This window comes from Alishewanella maricola, from assembly GCF_016343785.1.
Lineage (GTDB): Bacteria > Pseudomonadota > Gammaproteobacteria > Enterobacterales > Alteromonadaceae > Alishewanella > Alishewanella maricola.
In genome coordinates this window covers 162,783-184,086 of the sequence record NZ_JAEINI020000002.1, presented here as the reverse complement: position 1 = coordinate 184,086, position 21,304 = coordinate 162,783, and the positions used below count along the sequence as shown (strand labels likewise).

Here is a 21,304-nt window from a genome sequence, read left to right as displayed (position 1 = left end):
GTCAGATTAAAGCTTATTCAGTTGTCCGACCACACTCAGACACCGGTCATACCAGTCTCAGAGTGTGGTCCAACCTGTCTCTGAGTGCGGTCAGAGGTCTGAGCTCTTACCGGTGTCTGAGTGTGGTCGGAGGAGATAGCTCAGTGCATTTGGGCGCTAAGGTGATTAGCGATAAGTGATGTCTTTGTACATGGGCGCAAGTAGGGCCAGTAACTGATTTTGCGCACTGATGCTAATCTGCTGCTGTTGCATCACGTCAATTAAGTTTTCGACTAACGCATCGTAATGCGCCAAGGTAATGTTAAAGCCGGTGTGGCTTTCTTGCATGGTACCACCGGTATATTCGCAAGGGCCGCCGCTGATATTACACAGCTGCTCGGCTAGTAATCGGCGAAAACGTGCAATATCGGTATCGGCAAAGTGATGCACGATACGTTGATCTTGTTCAATTTTTTGCAATAAACCATCGGTAATAGCGGCAATACCCGGCTCGCCACCGAGTTGTTGATACAAGCTAGGTTGGGGGTGTTGGCTACAAGCCGTCAACAGTAACGCGAAAACTAAGGGGGTGATGGTGCGCATTACCAGGCTCCTTCTACTGAAATATAATAACCTTGTTGCTGATCAAAACCGGCAATACTGCCAAGGTCGACATAGCCACCGACCACCGACACATGCTTATTGATAAACCACGCGACAAACAGATCGCGCCAATGTTGCTCGGTAGCAAAGTCTAATTGATCAGGCTTTTGTTTAAATTCAAAGCCCAGCGCCACGTTATAATTCAGCAAAACTGCCGCTGAACCTTCAAAGACAAATTGATAATCGTTATCGCTAGCACTGCCAAAGCCGAGTAAACCGGTTTGGTTGGCTTTAGTGGCACGCACTGTGCCGTTTAGTAGCAAATTGCGCCCGGCAACGTGGTCAAACAACACTTTACTGGCAGAAAAATAAACATCGACACCACTATCATCACGAGCGCCTACCGCTTGCGGTAACCCAAAATCACGGTGCTTTTTATACTGTAAGCCAACGCTGATTTGCGGCAAAGCCGTGTACAGCAGCTCTCCGGCGATATGATATTTAACACCAAACACATCTTGGCGTAATTCACCGCCAATGCTATCTAATTTGAAGGTTTGCCGGGCAACCGACCATTCCCATTTATTGTCATAACTGACGCTGGCGCCAAACACATTTAGCGTGAAATCATCAACACCGACGCGGCTCGTAAAAGCGGTGGCGCTCCACTCATCACTGCTGCCATAACCGTTAATCACTGCCCACGGCACTATACCGCCGCCAGCACTGCCTTCAATGCTAGTTGCACCGCCTGTCGCCACGATTTTGCTGCCGGCAACACTGCTCGCGCTGGCAATTAGGCAACAAAGGGCTAATGTAAAACGCGTGATCATCGTGTTTCTCCAAACTATACCCAAAGTGGCAGCTGCTTAGGCTATTACCCCAGGTGTTTATTTAGCATAAATAAACTTAACTACCAAAGCCGCGCTTTGGTGCACTGGGCTTTTCATTGTCTTCGATGGCCAAGGAAAAGGTCAGATGGCCCGTTTCATCTGGCGTAACCACTTGCTCAGCTAAAGCCTCAACTTGCCACGGATGCCAGATTTTTAAGCGAAGTTCACCCGCAGGAACCTCTGGGAACTGTACTTTACCTTCCTTATCGGTAACGAGTAACAGCGGGCTTTCACCAATGTAGATATAGGCCAGCATATAATCATGAATATTGCAGCCAAGAACGACGATCCCAGGCTCGTCAAATTGAACAGGCGCTTCAGGCTTACCGGAATACAGTTGGATCTCAAAGGTTTTAGCACTGGAAAAAGAGTAAACATGATGTCGGGTTTTGTCGCGATTGGGAAATTCGATCAGATTACCTTGTTGAATCGCGGTAACAAATGGCACAAATACCAGATCTTCCTGTGCGACATGCGCTATTCTCGCTACTGTGGTCGTTTTAACATCAGGGCTGATAATTTCAATCACCGCATCGGCCAGCGGTTTGTTAGTCTGATCTAACACGGTAATGCTGACACCTTGCCCTTGAGTAGCAAAGCTAGCAAAGACTAGCGTTACAATGCCTAGTAGTGCGGAATGAAATTTCATGTTGAACACTTTTTTAGTGGGATCTGATTTTCACTTTAAACTACGGCTGGCTTAAATTCAATTTTCTCCCTAAATCATTAGGTTATCATTGCCTTTTTTTAAAAGAGTTCATCGGTTATTAATATAACAGGGCTATACTTTAACAATATTGAGGAATTTTCCGCGGTTGACGCGAGCAAGGATGGGGTATGTCAGGGTCTTCGTCTCTATTTACTCGGCTGTTTGGGCAGCTCAGCTGGGCTGCACCGGCTTGGTTAGCCAAGCTACAACAACAAGCGAAAGCGCAGCCGAAGCGTTTTGGTGCGGCTTTGCTTATTGTGTTATTGGCGCTAATGAGCCTTGCCTTGTTCACTCGCTATTATTGGCAACTGCCCAAGGCACCGCAGGTGTTAGCGCAAGTGATCGCGCCAAGCCAAGGTGAGATAGTACAACAGGAAGAACAACCCACACCGTTATTATTGCGCTTTTACCAGGAAGACCCCGCGAGCGAAAACGCGCAACTTGCCGATGTTAACCCCGCCCGGATCAGTTTACCGATAGCTACTGCAAACTTAAGCGCAGCAAAGCTGGCTTTAATCGGTGAAAGCCTGGCGGTAGGGGATACGATCACACCCGCCATTCAGGGCCAGTGGCAATGGCTGGATGATAACCAATTACAGTTTTTACCCGAGCAAGCATGGCCAGCGGGTCAGCGTTATCAGATCACACTGCCTAAAACCTGGTTTGCCGACAAGCTAGCTCTTGCTACCCGCGAATGGTCATTCGACAGTCCGGCCCTTAATGTTGCCATAGAACAACTGCAGTTTTATCAAGATCCCGAGCAGGTTTCGGTGCGACGCATTTTAGCCACGCTGGCTTTTACTCATGCGGTTGAGCAACAAAGTTTGCAAAAAGCGTTGAGTTTAAACTTGCCGCAAAGCGCAGAAAAAGTGGGTAGTAAAGCGCAGTCTGTTGCGTATACCCTGCAAAGTGCTGAGCAAGGACGGGTTTGGTATCTGCAAAGCGAACCGATCAGTTTGCCTAAGCAAGCACAATTTTTAACTTTCGAGCTCGCCGCTGGCGTTAAAGCGCAGCATGGTCAAGGCCGCACGCAAGAGGCGCAGCAGCAGCAAGTGTTGATCCCCGATCACACTACGGTGCTGCAGATCAGTGATGCGCAATTGCAATTAGTGCGTAACGCCCAAGCGGAGCCTGAGCAAGTATTGCAATTAAGCCTGACTGATCGGGTGCGTTTTACTGATCTGACGGCACATTTACAGTTATATCTGTTACCGCCACATCCGGCGAAACGCACTTGGACGGCCGCAGAGTTTACGCCGGCTATCTTAGCGCAAGCCAGGTTATTGCATTATCAGCTAGAGCCGGGGGCTTTTGCGCATCAACAAGATTTTGCCATTAAATTGGATTTACCGGCGCAGCGGCAATTGGCGGTGATAGTTAAGGCGGGTTTACCCGGTTTAGATAATTATCAACTAAGCCAAACCTATCAACGCGTACTGACGCTACCGGATTATCCAAAAGAAGCACGGATCAGTGGTGAGGGTGCGGTATTAATGTTATCAGGTGAGCAAAAGATGCAACTGGTCAGCCGCGGCTTACCACAGCTAAAAGTGCGATTGGCTAAGGTATTACCGCAACATCTTAATCATCTTATTAGCCAAAGTGGCGGCGATATCAGCAACCCCTTTTTTTACAATCGCAGTTTCGGTGCGGAAAACCTTGCGGCTATCACCGAGCAGATCTTTGAAATCAATAATCAGACACCTCAAAAAAATCAGTTTTTAAGTTTAGATTTAAAACCTCATCTGCAGCGTGAAGGCATGGGCGTGTATTTTGTTGAGGTATATCAACACGATCCGAAGTATCCGGATTGGTTAGGCGAAGTATTAGATAAGCGGCTAGTGTTGGTCACCGATTTAGGCTTGATGGTGAAACACCAACAAGACAGTAGCCAAAAAGTCTTTGTGATGTCTTTAGCCAGCGGCAAGCCGGTGAGTGGTGCCAAGGTGCAATTGCTTGGGCGTAATGGCTTGGCGATATACAGCGGCATGACCGATAAGCAAGGCCATGTGGAACTTGGGGTGACTAATGGCTTAAAAGAGGCGGAGCAGGCCACCGTGTATTTGGTCCAGCACACTGAAAATGGTCGCACCGACAGTACGTTTATTCCGTTCAATCGTTACAGTCGACAACTCGATTATTCGCGCTTTGCGATTGATGGCGAATATCAGTCGGGTAATGCGGCCCAGCTTAAAGCCTTTATGTTCAGCGATCGTGGCATTTACCGGCCGGGTGAAACGGTGCAATTAGCCAGTATTATTCGCCGCAGTGATTTAGCACCGGTAACAGCCAAAAACCTCAGCTTACAATTGCAAGTTAACGGGCCTCGAGGCAATGCGCTACATCAGCAAAAATTCACTTTATCAGCGCGTGGTTTGCAAAGTTTTCAGTTAGACACTGCTAAGTTTAGCGATACCGGTGAATATGATGCTTTAATTATGTTAGTGGATGCACAAGGCCGGCATCAACAAACACTCGGTGATGTCAGTTTTCAACTAGAAGAGTTTTTACCCGACACCCTAAAAATAAGTAGTGAGTTTAATCAACAGGCAAAAGGTTGGTTATTGCCTGAGCAATTAAGTTTAGCCCTGCAACTCGATAACTTGTTTGGTAGTGCCGCGCAGCAGCGGCGTGTGGCTGCCCGTTATGTCTTGATGCCCAGCGCATTTCAATTTGATGCTTATCCAGATTATCAGTTTGGGATCCCAAATGAGCAGAGCTTAGTTGCGCAGCGCGAGAATTTAACCGAGCAGCAAACCGATAGCGCTGGTCAGGTGACCTTTAACTTACCGCTGCAGCGTTTTCAACAGGGCCATTGGCAATTGCAAGTGTACGTTGAAGGGTTTGACAGCGCCGGTGGGCGGGCAGTGCAGCACAGTAATGGCGCGCTTATCGCGACTAGCCCCGTATTAATTGGCATGAAAGCCGATGGAGCGCTGAGTTTTTTAAAGCAACAGCAAGCTCGGCAATTACATTTTTTAGCCATTAATCAACAGTTGACTTCGGTAGCACAAGACAACTTAACGCTAAAGTTAGTGCAAAAAACACCGTTATCCAGTTTGGTGAAACAACCCGATGGTACCTTACAATATCAAACGGTGTTGCAGCAAAAGGTCATAGCAGAGCAAGACTTCAGTATTGCCGAGCAAGGGCAATCTTATCAGTTGAATACCGAACAACCTGGCGATTATCAGCTGCAGCTGTTTAATAAGGCTGGTGAGGTGGTCAGTCAAACCGATTACACTGTGGTCGGTAATGCTAATTTGACCGCGCAACTCGAGCAAAATGCCGAGTTACAACTAAAACTTAGCAAAAGCGATTATCATCCGGGCGAGTGGTTAGAGTTTAGTGTAACGGCACCTTATACCGGTAGTGGTTTAATCACCATTGAAACAAACAAGGTCGTCGCCTTTCGCTGGTTTCAAGCAGACAGCAGCCACAGTATGCAGCGCATTCAAATACCGGCAGACTTGCAAGGTAATGCTTATTTAAATGTCAGTTTTGTACGCGCAGCCGGTGCGCCTGAGTTGCTGTTAAGCCCGCTAAGTTATGCGGTGCAACCCTTTAATATTGCTCGTGCTGCCAGAACCTTGCAGCTTAACTTAACGGCACCGGCGTTGATCCAGCCCGGGCGAGAATTTAGCTTTAGCTTAAGCAGCGAACAGCCCGCCGATGTGCTGCTGTACGGTGTCGATGCCGGTATCTTGCAGGTAGCCGCTTACGACTTACCCGATCCACTGGCGTTTTTCTTACAAAAACGCGCTTTACAAGTGCGCAGTATGCAGATGCTAGATCTTATTTTACCGGAATTTAGCGCCTTACAACGTTTAACGGCAGGGCCTGGTGGTGATACCGAAAGGATAATGGTTTCGGGAGCTCGATTGAAAAGTGACACCAATCCGTTCGCGCGTCGGGTGGAACAACCTGGCGTCTTTTGGTTAGGTGTGGTGAAAACCGATGCTAATGGCAGTGTGCATCAGGCGCGATTACCCGATACCTTTAATGGCACGGTGCAATTAATGGCCGTGGGGGTCTCTGAGCAGGCGTTAGGGGCGACTCGCCAAGACGTGTTGGTTCGTGGGCCCTTTGTTCTGCAGCCCGATGTATTAACGGCTGTGGCACCGGCAGATGAATTTGAGATCAGTTTATCGATCAGTAATATGCTCGACGGCTCAGGTAAGGCGTTACCGTTAGAGGTTAAGACAACAGTGAGTCAAGGTTTAACCTTGCTCAGTGAGCCCATGCAAAGTATTACTGTGGATGAAGGCGCCGCAGAGGTTCTGCGGCTGAAATTAAAGGCAAACGAGCAACCAGGCGAAGCCTCAATTCGTTTTAGTGTGGCCACGATTGATGGTCTGCAGAGCAGTCAACGAGAGTTGAGTTTAAGTATTCGCCCGGCACAGCCTTATTTGCGGCAATTGCAGTTTGGTTATAGTAAAAGTGGGCAGCAACAACTGAATACTACGGCCTTGTTGCCGGTATTGGCTGAGCGGCAGCTTACGGCGGGTAGCAGCCCGTTACTATTGGTCGACCGTTTAAGTCATTACTTGGATACTTATCCGCATGGTTGTACCGAGCAGATGGTTAGCCAAGTTTTTCCTTGGATCCCTTTGGTTAAGCAAGCGCATTTCCAAGCGCAGTGGCCACAATTAAATGAAAAGTTTGCTAAGCTGCTGCAAGCCTTAGCCGAACGACAACAAGCCGATGGTGGCTTTGCTTTTTGGCCAGGCCATACTCAAAGCGCAGATTTCCCCTCGTTGTATGTGATCCAGTTTTTACTGGAAGCGGAGCAGCAAGGTTTTGCTGTGCCACATTATATGCTGGAGCGGGCGCTGAATTACTTACGCAGCGTGAGCCAAGCCGCTGGCGCTAACCTTTATCAAGCCAGATTACGTGCACAGGCAATTTACTTGTTAAGTGTAAAAGGCGAGCAAGTCAGTAATGCCCTAACACACTTGCATGAGCGCTTAACACGGCAGCATGAACAACGTTGGCAATCGGATATTTTGGCGGTGTACATGGCAGCCAGTTATCAGATTTTGCAGCAACCGAGCTTAGCGCAAAGTTTGCTGAAGCCTTATCAAGCAGGCAAAACCTCGTTACTTGAGCGCGACTATAAACCGGTTAATCGCTTAGCGCAGCCTTTTGCTAACCCTGAGTTTCAATCGCAGTTTAACTTAGATAGTCAGTATCTATTGTTATTAGCGCGGCATTTCCCAGAGCAGGCAGCACAGCTCAGTAGCGAGCAACTGTTAACACAGCTCGAGCCGTTATTTGCGGGCGATTATCATACGCAAGCGGCGGCTTACAGCATTTTGGCGTTAGCAGCTTATGCCGATATCAAGCCAAACACCGTATCGGTATTACCCACCTTATCAGCCGATGGCGAAAAGTTAGCGCTGTTAGATAACTGGCCTTATGCGCATGCCACAACCGGGCAAGCGGTACAGCAATTTAGCTTAAATGCAGGTTATCCATTGTTTTATGCCTTATCAGAGCAAGGCTATGCGGCACAATTACCAAGCAAAGCCCGCGCAGACGGTGTTGAGCTGGTGCGTGATTACCTGAACAGTGAGGGCGAGAAAATCACTAGTGCAAGCCAAGGGCAGCTGTTAACCGTGCGTTTGCGGCTGCGTAGCTTAACGGGGGACACGATCAGTAATATGGTGATTACCGATTTATTACCGGCTGGCTTTGAGGTGGTGCGCAGCTCAGTACCCAGGCAAAGTGGCCTGTGGCAGGCCGATTATATGGACATTCGTGAAGATCGCGTGCTGTGGTTCGGCGCTATTGCAACGCAAATGACCGAGCTGACTTATCAGGTGCGTGTTAGCACAGCCGGTCGTTTTACGGTGCCGGTGGCCTCGGCTGAAGCCATGTACGACAATCGTGTGCGCGCTTACACGCCAGCCGGCCAGCTTGAGGTAAGTGCCTATCAAGCTCAACCAACACGACCTTAGTTGTGCGCAGCTGATGACGGCTAATACGCTGGGGCACTGTCAGTGGTGAGGCTTAGGTTTAAACAGCTGTGGCGTCAGAAAATAGCACGCTGGTTGGTCTTAGTCGCGCTATTGGCGTTGTTTTGGTATGGCTTACCCTTGTTTACGGCCAAACCGCAGCTGTATGCCCAGTATGCACAAAGCCAAGCGGTTTTTGCTGCAGGCGGCCAATTGTTAGCACTGCGTCCGGCATCGGATGAACGTTACCGGTTACGACTGGCGCTAACCGATATGGCCCCAGCCTTACAGCAAGCCACCTTGTTATATGAAGATCGTCGCTTTTACCAGCATTTTGGTTTGGATCTGCCCGCATTGGCTCGCGCTTTTTGGCAAGGTGTTGTAAAAGGCGGGCGACGGCAAGGGGCGTCGACCATTACCATGCAATTAGCCCGTTTACATTACGGAATTGACAGTCAAACTGTGCTGGGCAAATTACAGCAAATTGGCTTGGCTTTGTATTTAGAACGGCATTTCAACAAAGATGCCATTTTAGAAGCCTATTTAAATTACGCGCCATACGGTGGCAACATCGAAAGCGTGGCTGCCGCTAGCCTGATTTACTTTGGTAAGACTGCCGCAGAACTCAGCACGGCTGAAGCCTTAGCGCTGGCGGTGATCCCACAAAACCCGCTACAGCGTAATCCTGAGCGGCAAAACGGCGCGGCACAACTGGAAGCGGCGCGAGCCCGGTTACTGCAAATATGGCATCAGTATTATCCGTTAACAGCAAGTGAGCAGCAGTTATTGCAGATCCCACTTCGTTTTAAACGCCGCTCCGACTTGCCTTTCACCGCCCCCCATTTTGTGCAAGCACTGGCTGTGCAACAACCCAGTGGCCCGTTGCACAGTAGTTTAGATTGGCATTTACAGCAGCAAGTGCAGCAACAGGTCGACACCTATTTGCGCCAGCAACAGCGTTTAGGGCTGCGTAACGCCAGCGTGCTCGTGGTGCACCGCCCAACCATGCAGATCAAAGCCTATATTGGCTCTGCCGATTTTTATAATCGCGAGATAGCGGGGCAAGTCGATGGTACCGCGGCACTACGTTCACCAGGCTCAGCCCTAAAACCTTTTATTTATGCCTTAGCGTTACAGCAAGGGCATATTCACCCGAAAAGCTTATTAAAAGATCTACCACAGCGCTTTGGCCTGTTCAGCCCAGAGAATTTCGATCGCCGTTTTCAAGGCCCGTTAACCGCCACAGCAGCCTTGGTGCAAAGTCGAAATGTGCCGGCGGTCACTTTACAAGCAAAGTTAGCACAACCTGATTTCTACCAATGGCTCGGGGCTAATGGGGTTCGCTTACCGCAAGACGCCAACTATTATGGTTTAGCCTTAGCTCTGGGCGGACTGGAGTTGTCGATGCAACAAATGGTGCGTTTATATGCCATGCTCGGCAATCAAGGGCAGTATCGTGATTTGCAGTGGCTTGCCAGCGAGGCGACCACCAAGGTTGCAATGACACAATCCGTGAGCATAGAGACTAAGCCGTGGACGGTAACAGCCAATCCCCCCCCAGATGTTGTTGAGATAACCTCCCAAGAACTAAAAAAGAGGGTAGCAGCAGAGAATAACGCTGGCTTATTGCCCGAAGCGGCGTTTTTAACCTTACAGATGCTCAGTAGTCAGCCCGCCTTACAAAATGCGCGGTTAGCTGCGCTGACCGATAGCCCGCCCGTCGCTTGGAAAACGGGCACCTCTTATGCGTATCGCGATGCTTGGACCTTGGGGCTCTATGGTGATTACGTGGTGGCCGTTTGGCTTGGCAACTTTGATGGCAGCAGCAACCCGAATTTAGTGGGGCGCACGGTAGCGGCACCTTTGTTCTTTTCGTTATTACCGCTACTCGGTGAGCAACAACACGCGAATCAGCAGCTGTTTGCGGTGTCGGAAAAGCTTAACTTACGCCAAGTTGCGCTGTGTCGGCAAAGTTTTCAATTACCCAATCGCTTTTGCCCAGCGACTGAGCTGGGTTGGGTGATCCCTGGCGTATCACCGGTTGCTTTGTCAGAGTTACATCGGCCAGTGCCGATTTTTCGCGCTTCAGGCTTGCGTGCTTGTTACCATCAACCGCCGTTAACCGAGTTACAGATATTTGAGTTTTGGCCCTCTGATATTGCGGCCTTGTATCAGCAAGCAGGTGTGCGTTTACAGCAACCGCCCGCTTACGCCAGCCCATGTTCACAGTTAACCCAAAGCCAAGCAAAACCACCGCAGATTTTGTCGCCCCAAGCGGGTTTAACTTATTTTGCTCAAGCCGGCCGGCCATTAGCCTTACAGGTGCGCTTAGATGGCGCCGCCACACAAAGTTATTGGTTTGCTGGGAAGCGTTTTTTAGGGGCGGTTAGCGCGAATGAAACCTTATTTTGGTCAGCCAGTGCCGGAGAATATCAGTTACGGGTACAGGATGATTTAGGCGGCAGCAGTGAAATTACGTTGAACGTGCAATAATTTTGGGCAAAATGGCATGAAGCGCCTTTGAAAAAGCAGTAAACTGATCGCCTTTACCAAATTGCATGCTGCGTTTGCAGCCATGTGTACTTTCGCCATGGGTTTACCGCAGCACTGGGCAGGCTAATGCTTTGGCTTTGTGGGTTTTCCGCTAATAAAAGGTTAGTTTCATGCGATTTTTAACTGTTGTTATGCTGCTGTTGTTAGTGTCTTGCGCTAAACCCGAACAAACCGAGTCAGCGGCAAAAGACGCGGCACAGACCAGCTTGTTAATTATTTCAATTGATGGTTTGCGTCACGATTATTTGCAACTGCATCAAGCTCCGACTCTCTCTCAGCTAGCAACAGCCGGCGTGCAGGTGAAACAGTTACAACCGGTCTTCCCAAGCAAAACCTTTCCTAATCATTATTCTTTGGTAACCGGTTTACACCCAGAAAAGCACGGTATTGTGGATAACTCTATCTATGATCCGGCAACGGGCCGTATGTTTGCTTTGAGTAAGTCAGAGGAAGTCGGGGATGGTTTCTGGTGGCAGGGTGAGCCTATTTGGATCACGGCTGAGCGCCAAGGTAAGATGGCGGCCACTTATTTTTATCCAGGTACTGAAGCTGAAATCAATGGCCTGCGCCCAAGTTACTGGTTTCCCTATGAGCATGATACGCCAAATCGTCAGCGTACCCAGCAAGTGCTTGATTGGTTAGCGTTACCTTATGCTGAGCGTCCTAAGGTAATTACGTTATATTTCAGCGATGTGGACTCAGCTGGGCATGATTTTGGCCCCTTATCCGCACAAACGGCGCAAGCCTTAGCCGATGTGGATGCTGAGGTCGCCTATTTGATGCAAACTTTAACTGCTCGTGGTCAAGCTGGTGAGTTGAATCTGATTATCAGCTCAGATCATGGCATGGCTGAAGTGGATCAGCGCCAGCATATTGTTGCTGATGAGTTATTCTCAGCAGAGTTAGCGTTAAATGTGCGGCTTTCACGTGAGTTGATCAGTATTTTCCCGAAAGAGGGTGCAGAAGACACGCTGTATCAGCAAATTGCTGAGCGTTATAACCCTGAGCAAATGCGCTTATATCGTAAAGCTGATTTCCCAGCGCGCTTTCATTATCAGCAGCATAGCCGTATCGCACCGATTTTTTTATTGGCTGAACAGCCGTGGATTTTTGTGCGTCAAAGTGCTTTAGCTCGCTTAAAAGCCGATCCCACTTATTTAGACCCGCGTGGTAGCCATGGTTATGATAATAGCGAAGCAGATATGCAAACGACCTTGATTGCTATAGGCCCGGCCTTTAAAAAAGCCACCGCCGTTGAGAAGCTCAGTATGGTTGATATCTATAATGTGATGGCAGCGGTATTGCAAATTGAACCTGCCCCGAATGATGGTGATCCTGCAGCTATAGCTTTGATGCTGGCTGAGGAATAATATTGTGCAGTGTGCCCATTTTATGGCAGGTCGATGCCAGTCCTGCCAATGGTTAGCGCAGCCTTATGCCACACAACTGGCTAACAAACAGCACCAGTTAGTGGAGGTATTGGCTGCTTTTGCGCCTTTTCAGTTATTAGCGCCCATCGCCAGTAGCGAGCAGGGTTTTCGTTATAAAGCCAAAATGGTGGTGCTTGGCACGACAGATGCCCCAATACTGGGGATTGTTAATCAGCAAAACGAAGCGGTCGATTTGGCCGATTGCCCGTTATATCCAGAGCACTTTGCTGACGTATTTGCCGCTATTAAAGATTTTATCGTGTTAGCTAAACTGCAGCCTTACCAGGTGCAACAGCGTTGTGGTGAGCTTAAATTTGTTTTACTGAGTCAAAGCCAGCATAGCGGCCGTTTTATGCTGCGTTTTGTGCTGCGTTCAAAAAATCATTTAGCGGTTATTCAAAAGTATTTACCGCGCTTGTTAGCGCAAGTACCCGCTATAGCCGTGGTTAGTATTAATTTGCAGCCACAACCTGCCGCGCTGTTAGAAGGGGCAGAAGAGATTGTGCTTACAACAGAGCGCTTGCTGCGCGAGCAATTAAACCAGGTGCCGTTGTATTTATCACCCCAAAGCTTTTTTCAAACCAACCCCAGCTTAGCGGCAGCACTATATGATACCGCCGCAACTTGGGCGGTTGAGTTACAGCAACAAGGTGAGCCATTTGAACAGATCTGGGATTTGTTTTGTGGTGTTGGTGGCTTTGGACTGCACTTAGCAAGCCAATTAACGGCAGTAACAGGGCAACAACCCACGTTAACCGGTATTGAAATTGCCGCCGCTGCCATAGCCAGTGCTGAGCAAGCGGCCAGCGAGTTGGGGCTTACTCAGGTGCGTTTTCAAGCGTTAGACTCTGCGGCTTTTGCCCATGCCGCCGCACAGGCCCCTGATTTATTAGTCGTTAACCCACCTAGGCGGGGGTTAGGCGACGCGTTATGTGCCGATATCACACGGTTACAACCGCGTTTTATGCTGTATTCTAGTTGCAACGTACACAGTTTAGCCGCTGATATAGCGCAGCTAAAAAGCTATCGCTTAGTCAAAGCCCAGCTGTTCGATCTGTTTGCTCATAGCAGCCATGCCGAGGTGCTGACCTTATTAGTTCGGCGCTGAACATTGCCAAACACACTTAGCGAGTAAAGCCAATACGAAAACCACCCCAGTGTTTACCGGCCACATAAATGGGAACCGACAGATCGTGCATGATCTCTCCGGTATCGCGCTTGTACGTTTGTAACAACATCTCTTCGGTATTACTGCCACAGCGGCTGCCCGTACGATCATTAAAAATGCGTTTGGTACGATTTTGCAGTAAGTCTTTTTGATAATTACCGGTTAATGCTTGGCTAAATTTACGATTATGCGTAGGGAAATAGCCTTTACGGTCGACCGCCCCTGCATAGGTGACGTTGGACTGTCGAGCCAAAATGGCTTCTTGAATGGCCGGGAAGGCTTCATCGGTAAATTTATCATAGGCGGTATGATATTTTTGCGGGTTGGTGTTAGCAATAGGCTGATATTGCTCGGCAAATAATTGTTGCTGGCTAAATTTACCCTGACTGATCGCTTCTTGCAGTAACTCGCCAATAGCACTTGCCGCTTGTTGTGCTTCTTGTAAGATCGGTTGATAAAAAGCATCGTGTTGTTGCTGGCTAAGGGCGCGATAAATGGTTTCGGTTTCTACTGAGACATCAATAGCTTGACTGGCAATACTGCCGCCTTTTTGCTCGATAGCCTGCAGTGCTTGGCTGATATTACTGATAGCGCTACTGATCTGCACACTGTTTTGTTCAAGATCGGCACTGAGGTGTTCAATTTGGTTTAAGGTGGTAGACGATTGACTGACCTCCTGACTGATATGCTGTACGCCGTTGGCAACATCTTGTAACTCTAACTGCACCTGATGGCTGGCTTCTTCTAATTGGGTCATCAAATTTGCTGTATGCGCGCTTTGTGAGCGAATATCGGCCAGCATACTGCCAATATCTTTGGTGGCATTCGCCGTTTTGCCGGCTAAGGCTCTCACTTCATCGGCGACCACGGCAAAACCGCGTCCTTGTTCACCCGCTCTTGCCGCTTCAATGGCCGCATTCAGTGCCAGCAAATTGGTTTGTGCCGCGACATTATCAATAACTTGAGTAATGTGCTGAATTTTATCCGCATTACCGCGCAGGGCAGACAATTCGTTCGCCGCATGGCTAACGGCTTGGGCGAGCTGTTGTATTTTATCCACACCGGATTGTAATTTCTGATCCGCTTGTAAACTGGCACTGGCGGTTTGAGTGAGCGCAAGGTTGATGGTTTGCAAATTGTGATTAAGTTTACTGCTGGTATCGGCTACCGCGCTGGTCGCGTTGGCAATTTGCTGGCTATCTTGACCACTTTGTTGAATATCTTTAATTAAGCCATCAATATAAAATGACACTTCAGCGGCACCAATGGCCATTTTTGAGGTGGCAGTTGAAATGTCATTTAAAACCGGCTGATGTGTTGTCTTTGTTTCAAGCGGCGAGTCGGGTTGTACAGATTTCGAGACGGCATACAAATAGAAAGCGGTAAGTAAAAAAGATAAGCCTACTGCTACCTTGGCATAGTCTAGCCAGAGCAACAGCAGTTGACTGAGTGCTAACAGCACTAAAAACAGCAGGTGTTGTGTCAACTTTAGCGGCATGATGACTCCCAATTTTTTATATGATTAAGCAGATTCGGTAAAAGCGTTAGCAAAGTCAATGCGTGCTCAGTGTGCTGCGACTAAAGTATAGCCAAGCAATTGTTTTATACTAATAATGAGGGCAATGTTGCGCTGATTTTTTTGTCGCTATAAGCAACGGCACGATTAAAACGCTTGGTCGCATCTCCATAGAGTAAAAGGTAGACGTTTTGGCTTATTTTTTGTTATTTTTAACCGGCTTTATTGCTGCTACGATCTTTCCGGCCTCTTCAGAGTTGCTGTTACTGGCTTTACTGCAACAGGGGCATGTCGCGTTGTTGTTGTGGCTAAGCGCTACCTTGGGCAACACTTTAGGCTCTTGCGTGAATTGGTGGCTTGGTCAAAAACTACGTTTATACCAGCATAAACGCTGGTTTCCAGTATCGACAAGCCAATTAGCGCGTGCCGAGCGACTGTTTTTGCGTTACGGCCGCTGGAGTTTGTTGTTATCTTGGCTGCCGGTAGTAGGCGATCCCCTAACGATGATTGCAGGCGTGTTAAAAATGCCTTTTTCGATATTTTTGCTGTTAGTGGCTATCGGTAAGGCTTTGCGTTATGCCGTGTTGATATTGCTAGCACTGTCCTTTTTTTAAGCTAAGCGCTACGCTAATGCTTTTTCTGATGGCATTATGCCGGCAGATCCGTCATCATTAACCTTATTATTGACAGTATGGGATAGACACATGGAATACCAATTATCGGCAGAAGAGTTAGCACGCATTACGGCGCTTGATGCAGAGCAACGTTACGACTACTTTATTCAAGCCGTTGCAGATTTACAGCAGATCTGGATCCTAACAGATGATGAAGGTTTTGTTTTAGTCAGTGCCGAAGATGAACGTTGTATCCCAGTATGGCCACACCTTGAGTTAGCTGAGCAGTGGATTGAAGGCGAATGGTCAAACTGCCAAGCGCAAGCCGTGGATTTAGAAACCTGGTTAAGCAAGTGGACTGAAGGCTTAAATGGTGATGAGTTAAGTATTGCCGTATTGCCAGACGCGGATGGTCCAGGTGTGGTGGTTTCCCCAGATGAAATGGCTGAAACGCTGGTTGATGAAACCAGCGACGACGCCTAACTTCGTTGGCGATGATCATCGTTAAGTGCAGTGTTGCGGCTTAACGTTGCTAATCTCGATGATAGAGAAGTCGCAATGGCTGCTTATTACACCCATTGCGACTAGTTAGCCAACTCGTTACCGTTAAAACTGCCACTGGCATAAGCTAACAAGTTTTCACTGGTAATATGGCTAATTTGCTGTAACGCCTCTTTGGTAAAAAATGCCTGATGCCCAGTAATTAATACATTGGAAAAGGTTAATAAGCGCTTAAACACTTCATCATCAATCATCTGCTCTGATAAGTTCTCAAAGAAAATATCCGCTTCTTGCTCGTACACATCTAAGCCTAAATAACCAATTTTACGATTTTTTAAACCATCGATAACGGCTTTAGTATCAATTAATGCACCGCGGCTGGTATTAATCAGCATCACGCCTTCTTTCATCAAGTTAAGGCTATTGGCATTAATGATATATTGGCTTTGTGGTGACAGTGGGCAGTGCAAACTAATAATGTCACTTTGCTGATAAAGCGCGGTTAAGCTGGTGTAATGCTCGGCCAATTCCGGATCAGGTTTAATATCATAGCAAAGCAGTTTGCAACCAAAGCCTTTTAAGATCCGAGCGGTTGCCAGCCCGATGCGGCCAGTACCAATGATGCCCACCGTTTTACCATGCATATTAAAACCTAATAAACCGTCTAAGGCGAAATTGTCATCGCGCACGCGGTTGTAAGCTTTATGTAATTTGCGATTAAGCGTCAGCATCATCGCGACGGTATGCTCTGCTACTGCCTCAGGCGAGTAAGCGGGGACCCTTGCGATGCGGATACCTAAGGCTTTGGCGGTGTCTAAATCGACGTTATTAAAGCCGGCGCAGCGCAATGCAACCATTTCGATGCCCATCACTGACATCTGCTCTAACACTGGCGCTGATAAATCATCATTAACGAAGGCGCAGATAGCATGGCAGCCCTGCGCCAGTTTAAGGTGTTCTAGGTTAAGTCGGCTTTCAATATAGTGAAATTGAAGACTGGGATCAGCCCATTGGCTGAACCCTTCTTTATCGTATTTTTTGGCACTGAATACAGCGATTTTCATCGGCAATCTCCCATCAGATTGCGGATAGTGTAGGGTATCTTGTTCGGTCATAATTAGCGCCAGATCAAATTTACAGTAATTCTTCGATGGCCGGCGCTATGCTGGCGGGTTTAGTGCGCGGTGCATAACGTTTTACTACCATCCCCTCTTTATTTACCAAAAACTTGGTAAAGTTCCATTTTATCGCTCTGCTTTTCAGTAAACCACGGGCATGCTCTTTAAGATAATCAAACAGGGGCGCGGTATCAGGCCCATTAACATTCAGTTTAGCCATTAATGGGAAACTTAGCCCGAAATTGATTTCACAAAACTGTTGGATCTCAGAATTGCCAGCAGGTTCTTGCCCACCAAACTGATTACAGGGGAAGGCTAAAATCACCAAACCTTGCGTGTGATACTGCTGATAGAGGGCTTCTAGCTCTTTATATTGCGGCGTAAAACCGCATTTGCTGGCGGTATTGACGATTAACAGCACCTTATCGCGATATTGACTGAGTTCGATGGGCTGTCCTTGGTTATCTTGCACAGTAAAATCATAGATAGAGGGCATTGCAGATCCTTTTATTTGCTGTTCATTGGTTGGAGAACTTAGTAAGCTATAACCACAGTATGTCATATTTTTGAGTCAGTTATATGTCAAATCAAGCAGTGAAAGTGGCCTTTATCGGCTTAGGTGTAATGGGTTTCCCAATGGCGGGTTATTTGCAACAAAAAGGCTATGCAGTCAGCGTATATAACCGCACCTCAAGCAAGGCGGCAAAGTGGGTTGAACACTACCAAGGTGAGGCTGCTGCAACGCCAGCCGCTGCAGCCAGTGGCGCGAGCTTAGTGTTTGTTTGTGTAGGTAACGACGATGATGTGCGCTCGGTGGTGTATGGCGAGCACGGTGTGTTAGCAAGCATGCAGGCTGGCGCGGTATTAATTGACCATACCACAGCGTCGGCTGATTTAGCACGTGAACTGGCCATGGCTTGTGCTAAACAGCAGTTAGGCTTTTTAGATGCGCCGGTATCAGGTGGCCAAGCGGGTGCAGAAAAAGGCATTTTAACTGTGATGGTTGGGGGCGAACCCGCAGCCTATGTCAAAGCTGAAACCGCCATGCAAAGTTATGCGCGCTGCGTAAAATTATTGGGCCCCGCGGGCAATGGCCAGTTAGCTAAAATGGTCAATCAAATTTGTATTGCTGGGGTGGTACAAGGCTTGGCCGAAGCACTGAATTTTGCCCAAAATGCCGGTTTAGACGGCGCGGCGGTGGTCGAGGTGATCTCTCAAGGCGCGGCTTCGTCCTGGCAAATGCAAAACCGCTCGCTTACCATGTTGGCCGGAGAATATGATTTTGGTTTTGCCGTGGATTGGATGCGTAAAGACTTGTCGATTGCGCTGAATGAAGCGCGCAAAAATGGCAGTCATTTACCCCTAACCGCATTGGTTGATCAGTTTTATAGTGAAGTGCAACAGCTTGGTGGTGGTCGCTGGGATACTTCGAGTTTGCTGGCGCGGTTAAAGCGTTAAGCGTGGATCGGGCATAAATTCCAATTCAACAAGGCTGCTGAGGCAGCCTTTAAATTGGCTATGCTGCGGGTTTAATAAAATATTGGTTTCACGCGGTGCCAACACGCTGGGCACCGCTAAAGCTAAGCTGGCCTTTTGCTGCAGCCAATCATCGCCTAAACGGGCTGTATCAGCCCCAGCCGGTTGGGCGCGCCAATTTGCGGGCAGGTTCTCTTGGCTCAGTTGCAACACGGCGCTGCTGTCTACACTTAGTTGAAATAAACGATATTGGCGCAGTGCCGCTCGATTATTTAAATGCACCAAGATCTCTAAAACGGCTAACGCTTCAGAGCCTGCCGTATAAATACAACGCTGACCTTTGTTATTCCAACGCCCACCATATAAATAGGCCCCTTCGCCATCAAAAGCCTGTGCTGCCCATTGTTGATGCACTAATCGATAAAGCTGAACAGTGTTTTTTGCGGACATCTTAGGCAAAAACGCCATGTGACAAGCGGCCGATTAAATCTAAGACGGCTTGGCTTTCGGCAGAGGTACTGAGCATATCGAGCGGGGTTTTATCACATAGGCCATACACCGGCTCGGTTAACCAGCGTTTAGTGGCTGCGCTATCCTGTGCAAAAAGAGCATTTGCGGCCACCAGTACGGTAGCGAAACGGTATAAACGATCACTTTCATCTTGAGTAAAATGGCCACTTTTCGCGCGACGAGCCAGTGTTGCGGGCGCTAATTGACACACTTGAGCCAGTTGTTTTTTATCGAGCTGTGCCGATAAAGCGAGTTTTTCAAATACGTTGTAATGAAAGCCGTTATGTAACGCTTGATACAATTTAGGCCCGCGCTCGGCAATGCCTAGCTGTTGCCAGAGGTTCGGGCTAGCGTAGTGGCTTGGAATAAACTCATGAACTTGCGCGGTCATAATACACCTGATTTATCAGTTGGTATGTGCTGACTCTATCATATGATATTTACTTGGTCAAAAAAAGGCGCGATATCAACAATGCCTGTCAGTTAAATAAAAGGTGTTATGGAAAACACCAAACTGATCAGCCTTAGCTGTACTCGCGCCCTAATATCTGTTTATGGCTAACTTAATTAAATACCATTTCTGGAATAATGCCATTAACGATCAGTTTACCTGCCGTTTTTTGTTGGATCTCTTCCACGCTAATGCCAGGCGCACGCTCAAGTAAATGAAAGGCGCCATCCCGCACTTCTAGTACCGCCAGATCGGTAACGATTTTCTTCACACAACCGACACCGGTTAATGGCAAGGTGCAATCTGTCAGCAACTTGCTGTTACCGTATTTATCGGCGTGCGTCATGGTGACCACGATGTTGAGTGCACCGGCCACTAAGTCCATGGCGCCGCCCATACCTTTAACCAGCTTGCCGGGGATCATCCAGCTGGCAATATTGCCGTTTTGATCCACTTCGAAAGCGCCTAGTACGGTTAAATCGACATGACCGCCGCGGATCATGGCAAAGCTTTCAGCCGAGCTGAAAATCGCCGCGCCCTTGATGGCGGTGACGGTTTCTTTACCGGCATTGATCATATCGGCATCCAGCTCTGCTTCGGTTGGGTAGGGCCCCATACCGAGTAAACCGTTTTCGGATTGCAGCATCACTTCAATACCGGCGGGTACATAGTTTGCGACTAAGGTTGGGATACCGATCCCGAGATTGACGTAGTAACCGTCTTTAAGCTCCTGCGCGACACGCATGGCAACTTGTTCACGTGATAAAGCCATTGCTGCCTCCTTAATCTTTACGAACCATACGACGTTCAATGCGTTTTTCAAAGTTGCCTTTGATCACGCGCTGAACATAAATACCCGGAGTATGAATTTGTGACGGCTCTAATTCGCCAGGCTCGACAATTTCTTCCACTTCGGCCACGGTGATTTTGCCGGCTGTAGCGGCCATCGGGTTAAAATTCATTGAGGTATGGCGGAACACTAAGTTGCCATAACGGTCGGCTTTCCATGCACGTACAATGGCAAAGTCGCCGGTAATGGCTTCTTCTAATACGTAATGACGGCCGTTGATTTCACGCGTTTCTTTGCCTTCGGCCACCGGTGTACCGTAACCGGTAGCAGTGAAAAATGCCGGGATACCGGCACCGCCAGCACGCATTTTTTCGGCCAAAGTGCCTTGTGGTGTTAATTCCACCTCAAGTTCGCCGCTGAGTAATTGTTTTTCAAACAGGGCGTTTTCACCTACATAAGAGGCGACCATTTTTTTGATTTGACGATCTTCGAGTAATACGCCTAAACCAAAACCGTCAACACCGCAGTTGTTAGATACCACAGTTAAGTCGGTGGTCCCCATTTTTTTGATTTGGGCGATAAGCCCTTCTGGGATACCGCATAAGCCAAAGCCGCCGGCAATAACGGTCATGCCGTCTTGCAAGCCTGCCATGGCCTCTTCGTAGCTATGTACGACTTTATTAAACCCTGCCATTTTGTGTCCTCTGTCGTGTTTTAATAACAAACTTACTTGGAGTGTTTGATTATCTGCTGCAGCCATAAAGACGCGGTGAGTATGGCTTTTGTTCTGAGGGTCCTTGAAGGTATGGATGCCTGAATGGAGCCCCCAGGGACGGGTTTACGGCGTACCTCAGAATAAATAGCCGGAGCACCGCGTCGTGTACATATCACCTTGTCATCATGTCAATGACACGGATTGAATTGCACGAATTTGTCGGGACACGCTGTAAATACTTCCCTGTACGCTCCTGTTTTTCATCCATGAAAAACACGGTCCCGACGAAATTGTGCTACTCAATCCTTGTTGTTTTGTTTT

At 48.2% G+C, this 21,304-nt stretch carries 17 protein-coding genes; 7 read left to right on the top strand and 10 right to left on the bottom strand.

What is annotated here, in order from left to right; translation table 11 throughout:
- Nucleotides 1-165: 165 nt before the first annotated feature.
- The 3 genes from JAO78_RS04280 to JAO78_RS04270 all read right to left on the bottom strand — a co-directional run bounded on the left by JAO78_RS04280 (nt 166) and on the right by JAO78_RS04270 (nt 2,124).
- Entirely contained in the window at nt 166-582 is a 417-nt protein-coding gene (locus tag JAO78_RS04280; RefSeq protein WP_226750118.1) for a group I truncated hemoglobin, read from the bottom strand.
- Nucleotides 582-1,415, bottom strand: coding sequence for a DUF3034 family protein (locus JAO78_RS04275; protein WP_226750117.1), 834 nt, complete (start codon nt 1,413-1,415; stop codon nt 582-584). The genes JAO78_RS04280 and JAO78_RS04275 overlap by 1 nt, the downstream gene beginning before the upstream one ends.
- Nucleotides 1,416-1,491: 76 nt before the next feature.
- Nucleotides 1,492-2,124, bottom strand: a complete 633-nt coding sequence (locus tag JAO78_RS04270; RefSeq protein WP_226750116.1) for a methylamine utilization protein — start codon at nt 2,122-2,124, stop codon at nt 1,492-1,494.
- A gap of 188 nt (nt 2,125-2,312) precedes the next feature.
- Between JAO78_RS04270 and JAO78_RS04265 the strand changes: the two genes are divergently transcribed.
- From JAO78_RS04265 to rlmC, 4 genes are all read left to right on the top strand, one after another.
- Nucleotides 2,313-8,144: an alpha-2-macroglobulin gene (locus JAO78_RS04265; protein ID WP_226750115.1), complete on the top strand. Its 5,832-nt coding sequence runs from the start codon at nt 2,313-2,315 to the stop codon at nt 8,142-8,144.
- 93 nt (nt 8,145-8,237) lie between these two features.
- Nucleotides 8,238-10,634, top strand: coding sequence for a penicillin-binding protein 1C (pbpC, locus tag JAO78_RS04260; protein ID WP_226750114.1), 2,397 nt, complete (start codon nt 8,238-8,240; stop codon nt 10,632-10,634).
- 170 nt (nt 10,635-10,804) lie between these two features.
- Nucleotides 10,805-12,064: an alkaline phosphatase family protein gene (locus JAO78_RS04255; protein WP_226750113.1), complete on the top strand. Its 1,260-nt coding sequence runs from the start codon at nt 10,805-10,807 to the stop codon at nt 12,062-12,064.
- Between the two features lie 4 nt (nt 12,065-12,068).
- On the top strand, nt 12,069-13,232 hold the full coding sequence (gene rlmC, locus JAO78_RS04250; RefSeq protein WP_226750112.1) for a 23S rRNA (uracil(747)-C(5))-methyltransferase RlmC: 1,164 nt from the start codon (nt 12,069-12,071) through the stop codon (nt 13,230-13,232).
- Nucleotides 13,233-13,248: 16 nt separating this feature from the next.
- Here rlmC and JAO78_RS04245 read toward each other — a convergent pair whose 3' ends face one another.
- On the bottom strand, nt 13,249-14,790 hold the full coding sequence (locus JAO78_RS04245; RefSeq protein WP_226750111.1) for a methyl-accepting chemotaxis protein: 1,542 nt from the start codon (nt 14,788-14,790) through the stop codon (nt 13,249-13,251).
- A gap of 209 nt (nt 14,791-14,999) precedes the next feature.
- On the opposite strand from JAO78_RS04245, the gene JAO78_RS04240 reads away from it, so the two are divergent.
- A complete protein-coding gene (locus tag JAO78_RS04240) occupies nt 15,000-15,422 on the top strand; it encodes a YqaA family protein (RefSeq protein WP_226750110.1) in 423 nt (140 codons plus the stop codon).
- Nucleotides 15,423-15,512: 90 nt separating this feature from the next.
- Entirely contained in the window at nt 15,513-15,905 is a 393-nt protein-coding gene (locus JAO78_RS04235) for a DUF2750 domain-containing protein (protein ID WP_226750109.1), read from the top strand.
- Between the two features lie 101 nt (nt 15,906-16,006).
- On the opposite strand, the gene JAO78_RS04230 is transcribed toward JAO78_RS04235, so the two are convergent.
- Entirely contained in the window at nt 16,007-16,987 is a 981-nt protein-coding gene (locus tag JAO78_RS04230; protein ID WP_226750375.1) for a 2-hydroxyacid dehydrogenase, read from the bottom strand.
- 70 nt (nt 16,988-17,057) lie between these two features.
- Nucleotides 17,058-17,537 (bottom strand): glutathione peroxidase, encoded by a 480-nt coding sequence (locus JAO78_RS04225; RefSeq protein ID WP_226750108.1) that lies wholly within the window; start codon nt 17,535-17,537, stop codon nt 17,058-17,060.
- Between the two features lie 83 nt (nt 17,538-17,620).
- Between JAO78_RS04225 and JAO78_RS04220 the strand changes: the two genes are divergently transcribed.
- A complete protein-coding gene (locus JAO78_RS04220) occupies nt 17,621-18,499 on the top strand; it encodes an NAD(P)-dependent oxidoreductase (protein ID WP_226750107.1) in 879 nt (292 codons plus the stop codon).
- Here JAO78_RS04220 and JAO78_RS04215 read toward each other — a convergent pair.
- The 4 genes from JAO78_RS04215 to JAO78_RS04200 all read right to left on the bottom strand — a co-directional run bounded on the left by JAO78_RS04215 (nt 18,488) and on the right by JAO78_RS04200 (nt 20,962).
- On the bottom strand, nt 18,488-18,967 hold the full coding sequence (locus JAO78_RS04215; protein ID WP_226750106.1) for an RES family NAD+ phosphorylase: 480 nt from the start codon (nt 18,965-18,967) through the stop codon (nt 18,488-18,490). The genes JAO78_RS04220 and JAO78_RS04215 overlap by 12 nt on opposite strands.
- A 1-nt stretch (nt 18,968) precedes the next feature.
- Nucleotides 18,969-19,418: a type II RES/Xre toxin-antitoxin system antitoxin gene (gene parS, locus JAO78_RS04210; protein WP_226750105.1), complete on the bottom strand. Its 450-nt coding sequence runs from the start codon at nt 19,416-19,418 to the stop codon at nt 18,969-18,971.
- Nucleotides 19,419-19,590: 172 nt separating this feature from the next.
- Complete coding sequence (locus tag JAO78_RS04205) at nt 19,591-20,250, bottom strand: CoA transferase subunit B (RefSeq protein WP_226750104.1); 660 nt, start codon at nt 20,248-20,250, stop codon at nt 19,591-19,593.
- Between the two features lie 10 nt (nt 20,251-20,260).
- Nucleotides 20,261-20,962 carry a CoA transferase subunit A gene (locus tag JAO78_RS04200; protein WP_226750103.1) on the bottom strand — a complete coding sequence of 234 codons (702 nt, stop codon included), beginning with the start codon at nt 20,960-20,962 and terminating at the stop codon, nt 20,261-20,263.
- Nucleotides 20,963-21,304: the final 342 nt, after the last annotated feature.

Bases quoted from the DNA above. Each gene is read 5' to 3' on its own strand.
- JAO78_RS04280 (WP_226750118.1), bottom strand. From the start codon at position 582: ATGCGCACCATCACCCCCTTAGTTTTCGCGTTACTGTTGACGGCTTGT.
- JAO78_RS04275 (WP_226750117.1), bottom strand. From the start codon at position 1,415: ATGATCACGCGTTTTACATTAGCCCTTTGTTGCCTAATTGCCAGCGCG.
- JAO78_RS04270 (WP_226750116.1), bottom strand. From the start codon at position 2,124: ATGAAATTTCATTCCGCACTACTAGGCATTGTAACGCTAGTCTTTGCT.
- JAO78_RS04265 (WP_226750115.1), top strand. From the start codon at position 2,313: ATGTCAGGGTCTTCGTCTCTATTTACTCGGCTGTTTGGGCAGCTCAGC.
- JAO78_RS04255 (WP_226750113.1), top strand. From the start codon at position 10,805: ATGCGATTTTTAACTGTTGTTATGCTGCTGTTGTTAGTGTCTTGCGCT.
- JAO78_RS04245 (WP_226750111.1), bottom strand. From the start codon at position 14,790: ATGCCGCTAAAGTTGACACAACACCTGCTGTTTTTAGTGCTGTTAGCA.
- JAO78_RS04235 (WP_226750109.1), top strand. From the start codon at position 15,513: ATGGAATACCAATTATCGGCAGAAGAGTTAGCACGCATTACGGCGCTT.
- JAO78_RS04230 (WP_226750375.1), bottom strand. From the start codon at position 16,987: ATGAAAATCGCTGTATTCAGTGCCAAAAAATACGATAAAGAAGGGTTC.
- JAO78_RS04225 (WP_226750108.1), bottom strand. From the start codon at position 17,537: ATGCCCTCTATCTATGATTTTACTGTGCAAGATAACCAAGGACAGCCC.
- JAO78_RS04220 (WP_226750107.1), top strand. From the start codon at position 17,621: ATGTCAAATCAAGCAGTGAAAGTGGCCTTTATCGGCTTAGGTGTAATG.
- JAO78_RS04215 (WP_226750106.1), bottom strand. From the start codon at position 18,967: ATGTCCGCAAAAAACACTGTTCAGCTTTATCGATTAGTGCATCAACAA.
- parS (WP_226750105.1), bottom strand. From the start codon at position 19,418: ATGACCGCGCAAGTTCATGAGTTTATTCCAAGCCACTACGCTAGCCCG.
- JAO78_RS04205 (WP_226750104.1), bottom strand. From the start codon at position 20,250: ATGGCTTTATCACGTGAACAAGTTGCCATGCGTGTCGCGCAGGAGCTT.
- JAO78_RS04200 (WP_226750103.1), bottom strand. From the start codon at position 20,962: ATGGCAGGGTTTAATAAAGTCGTACATAGCTACGAAGAGGCCATGGCA.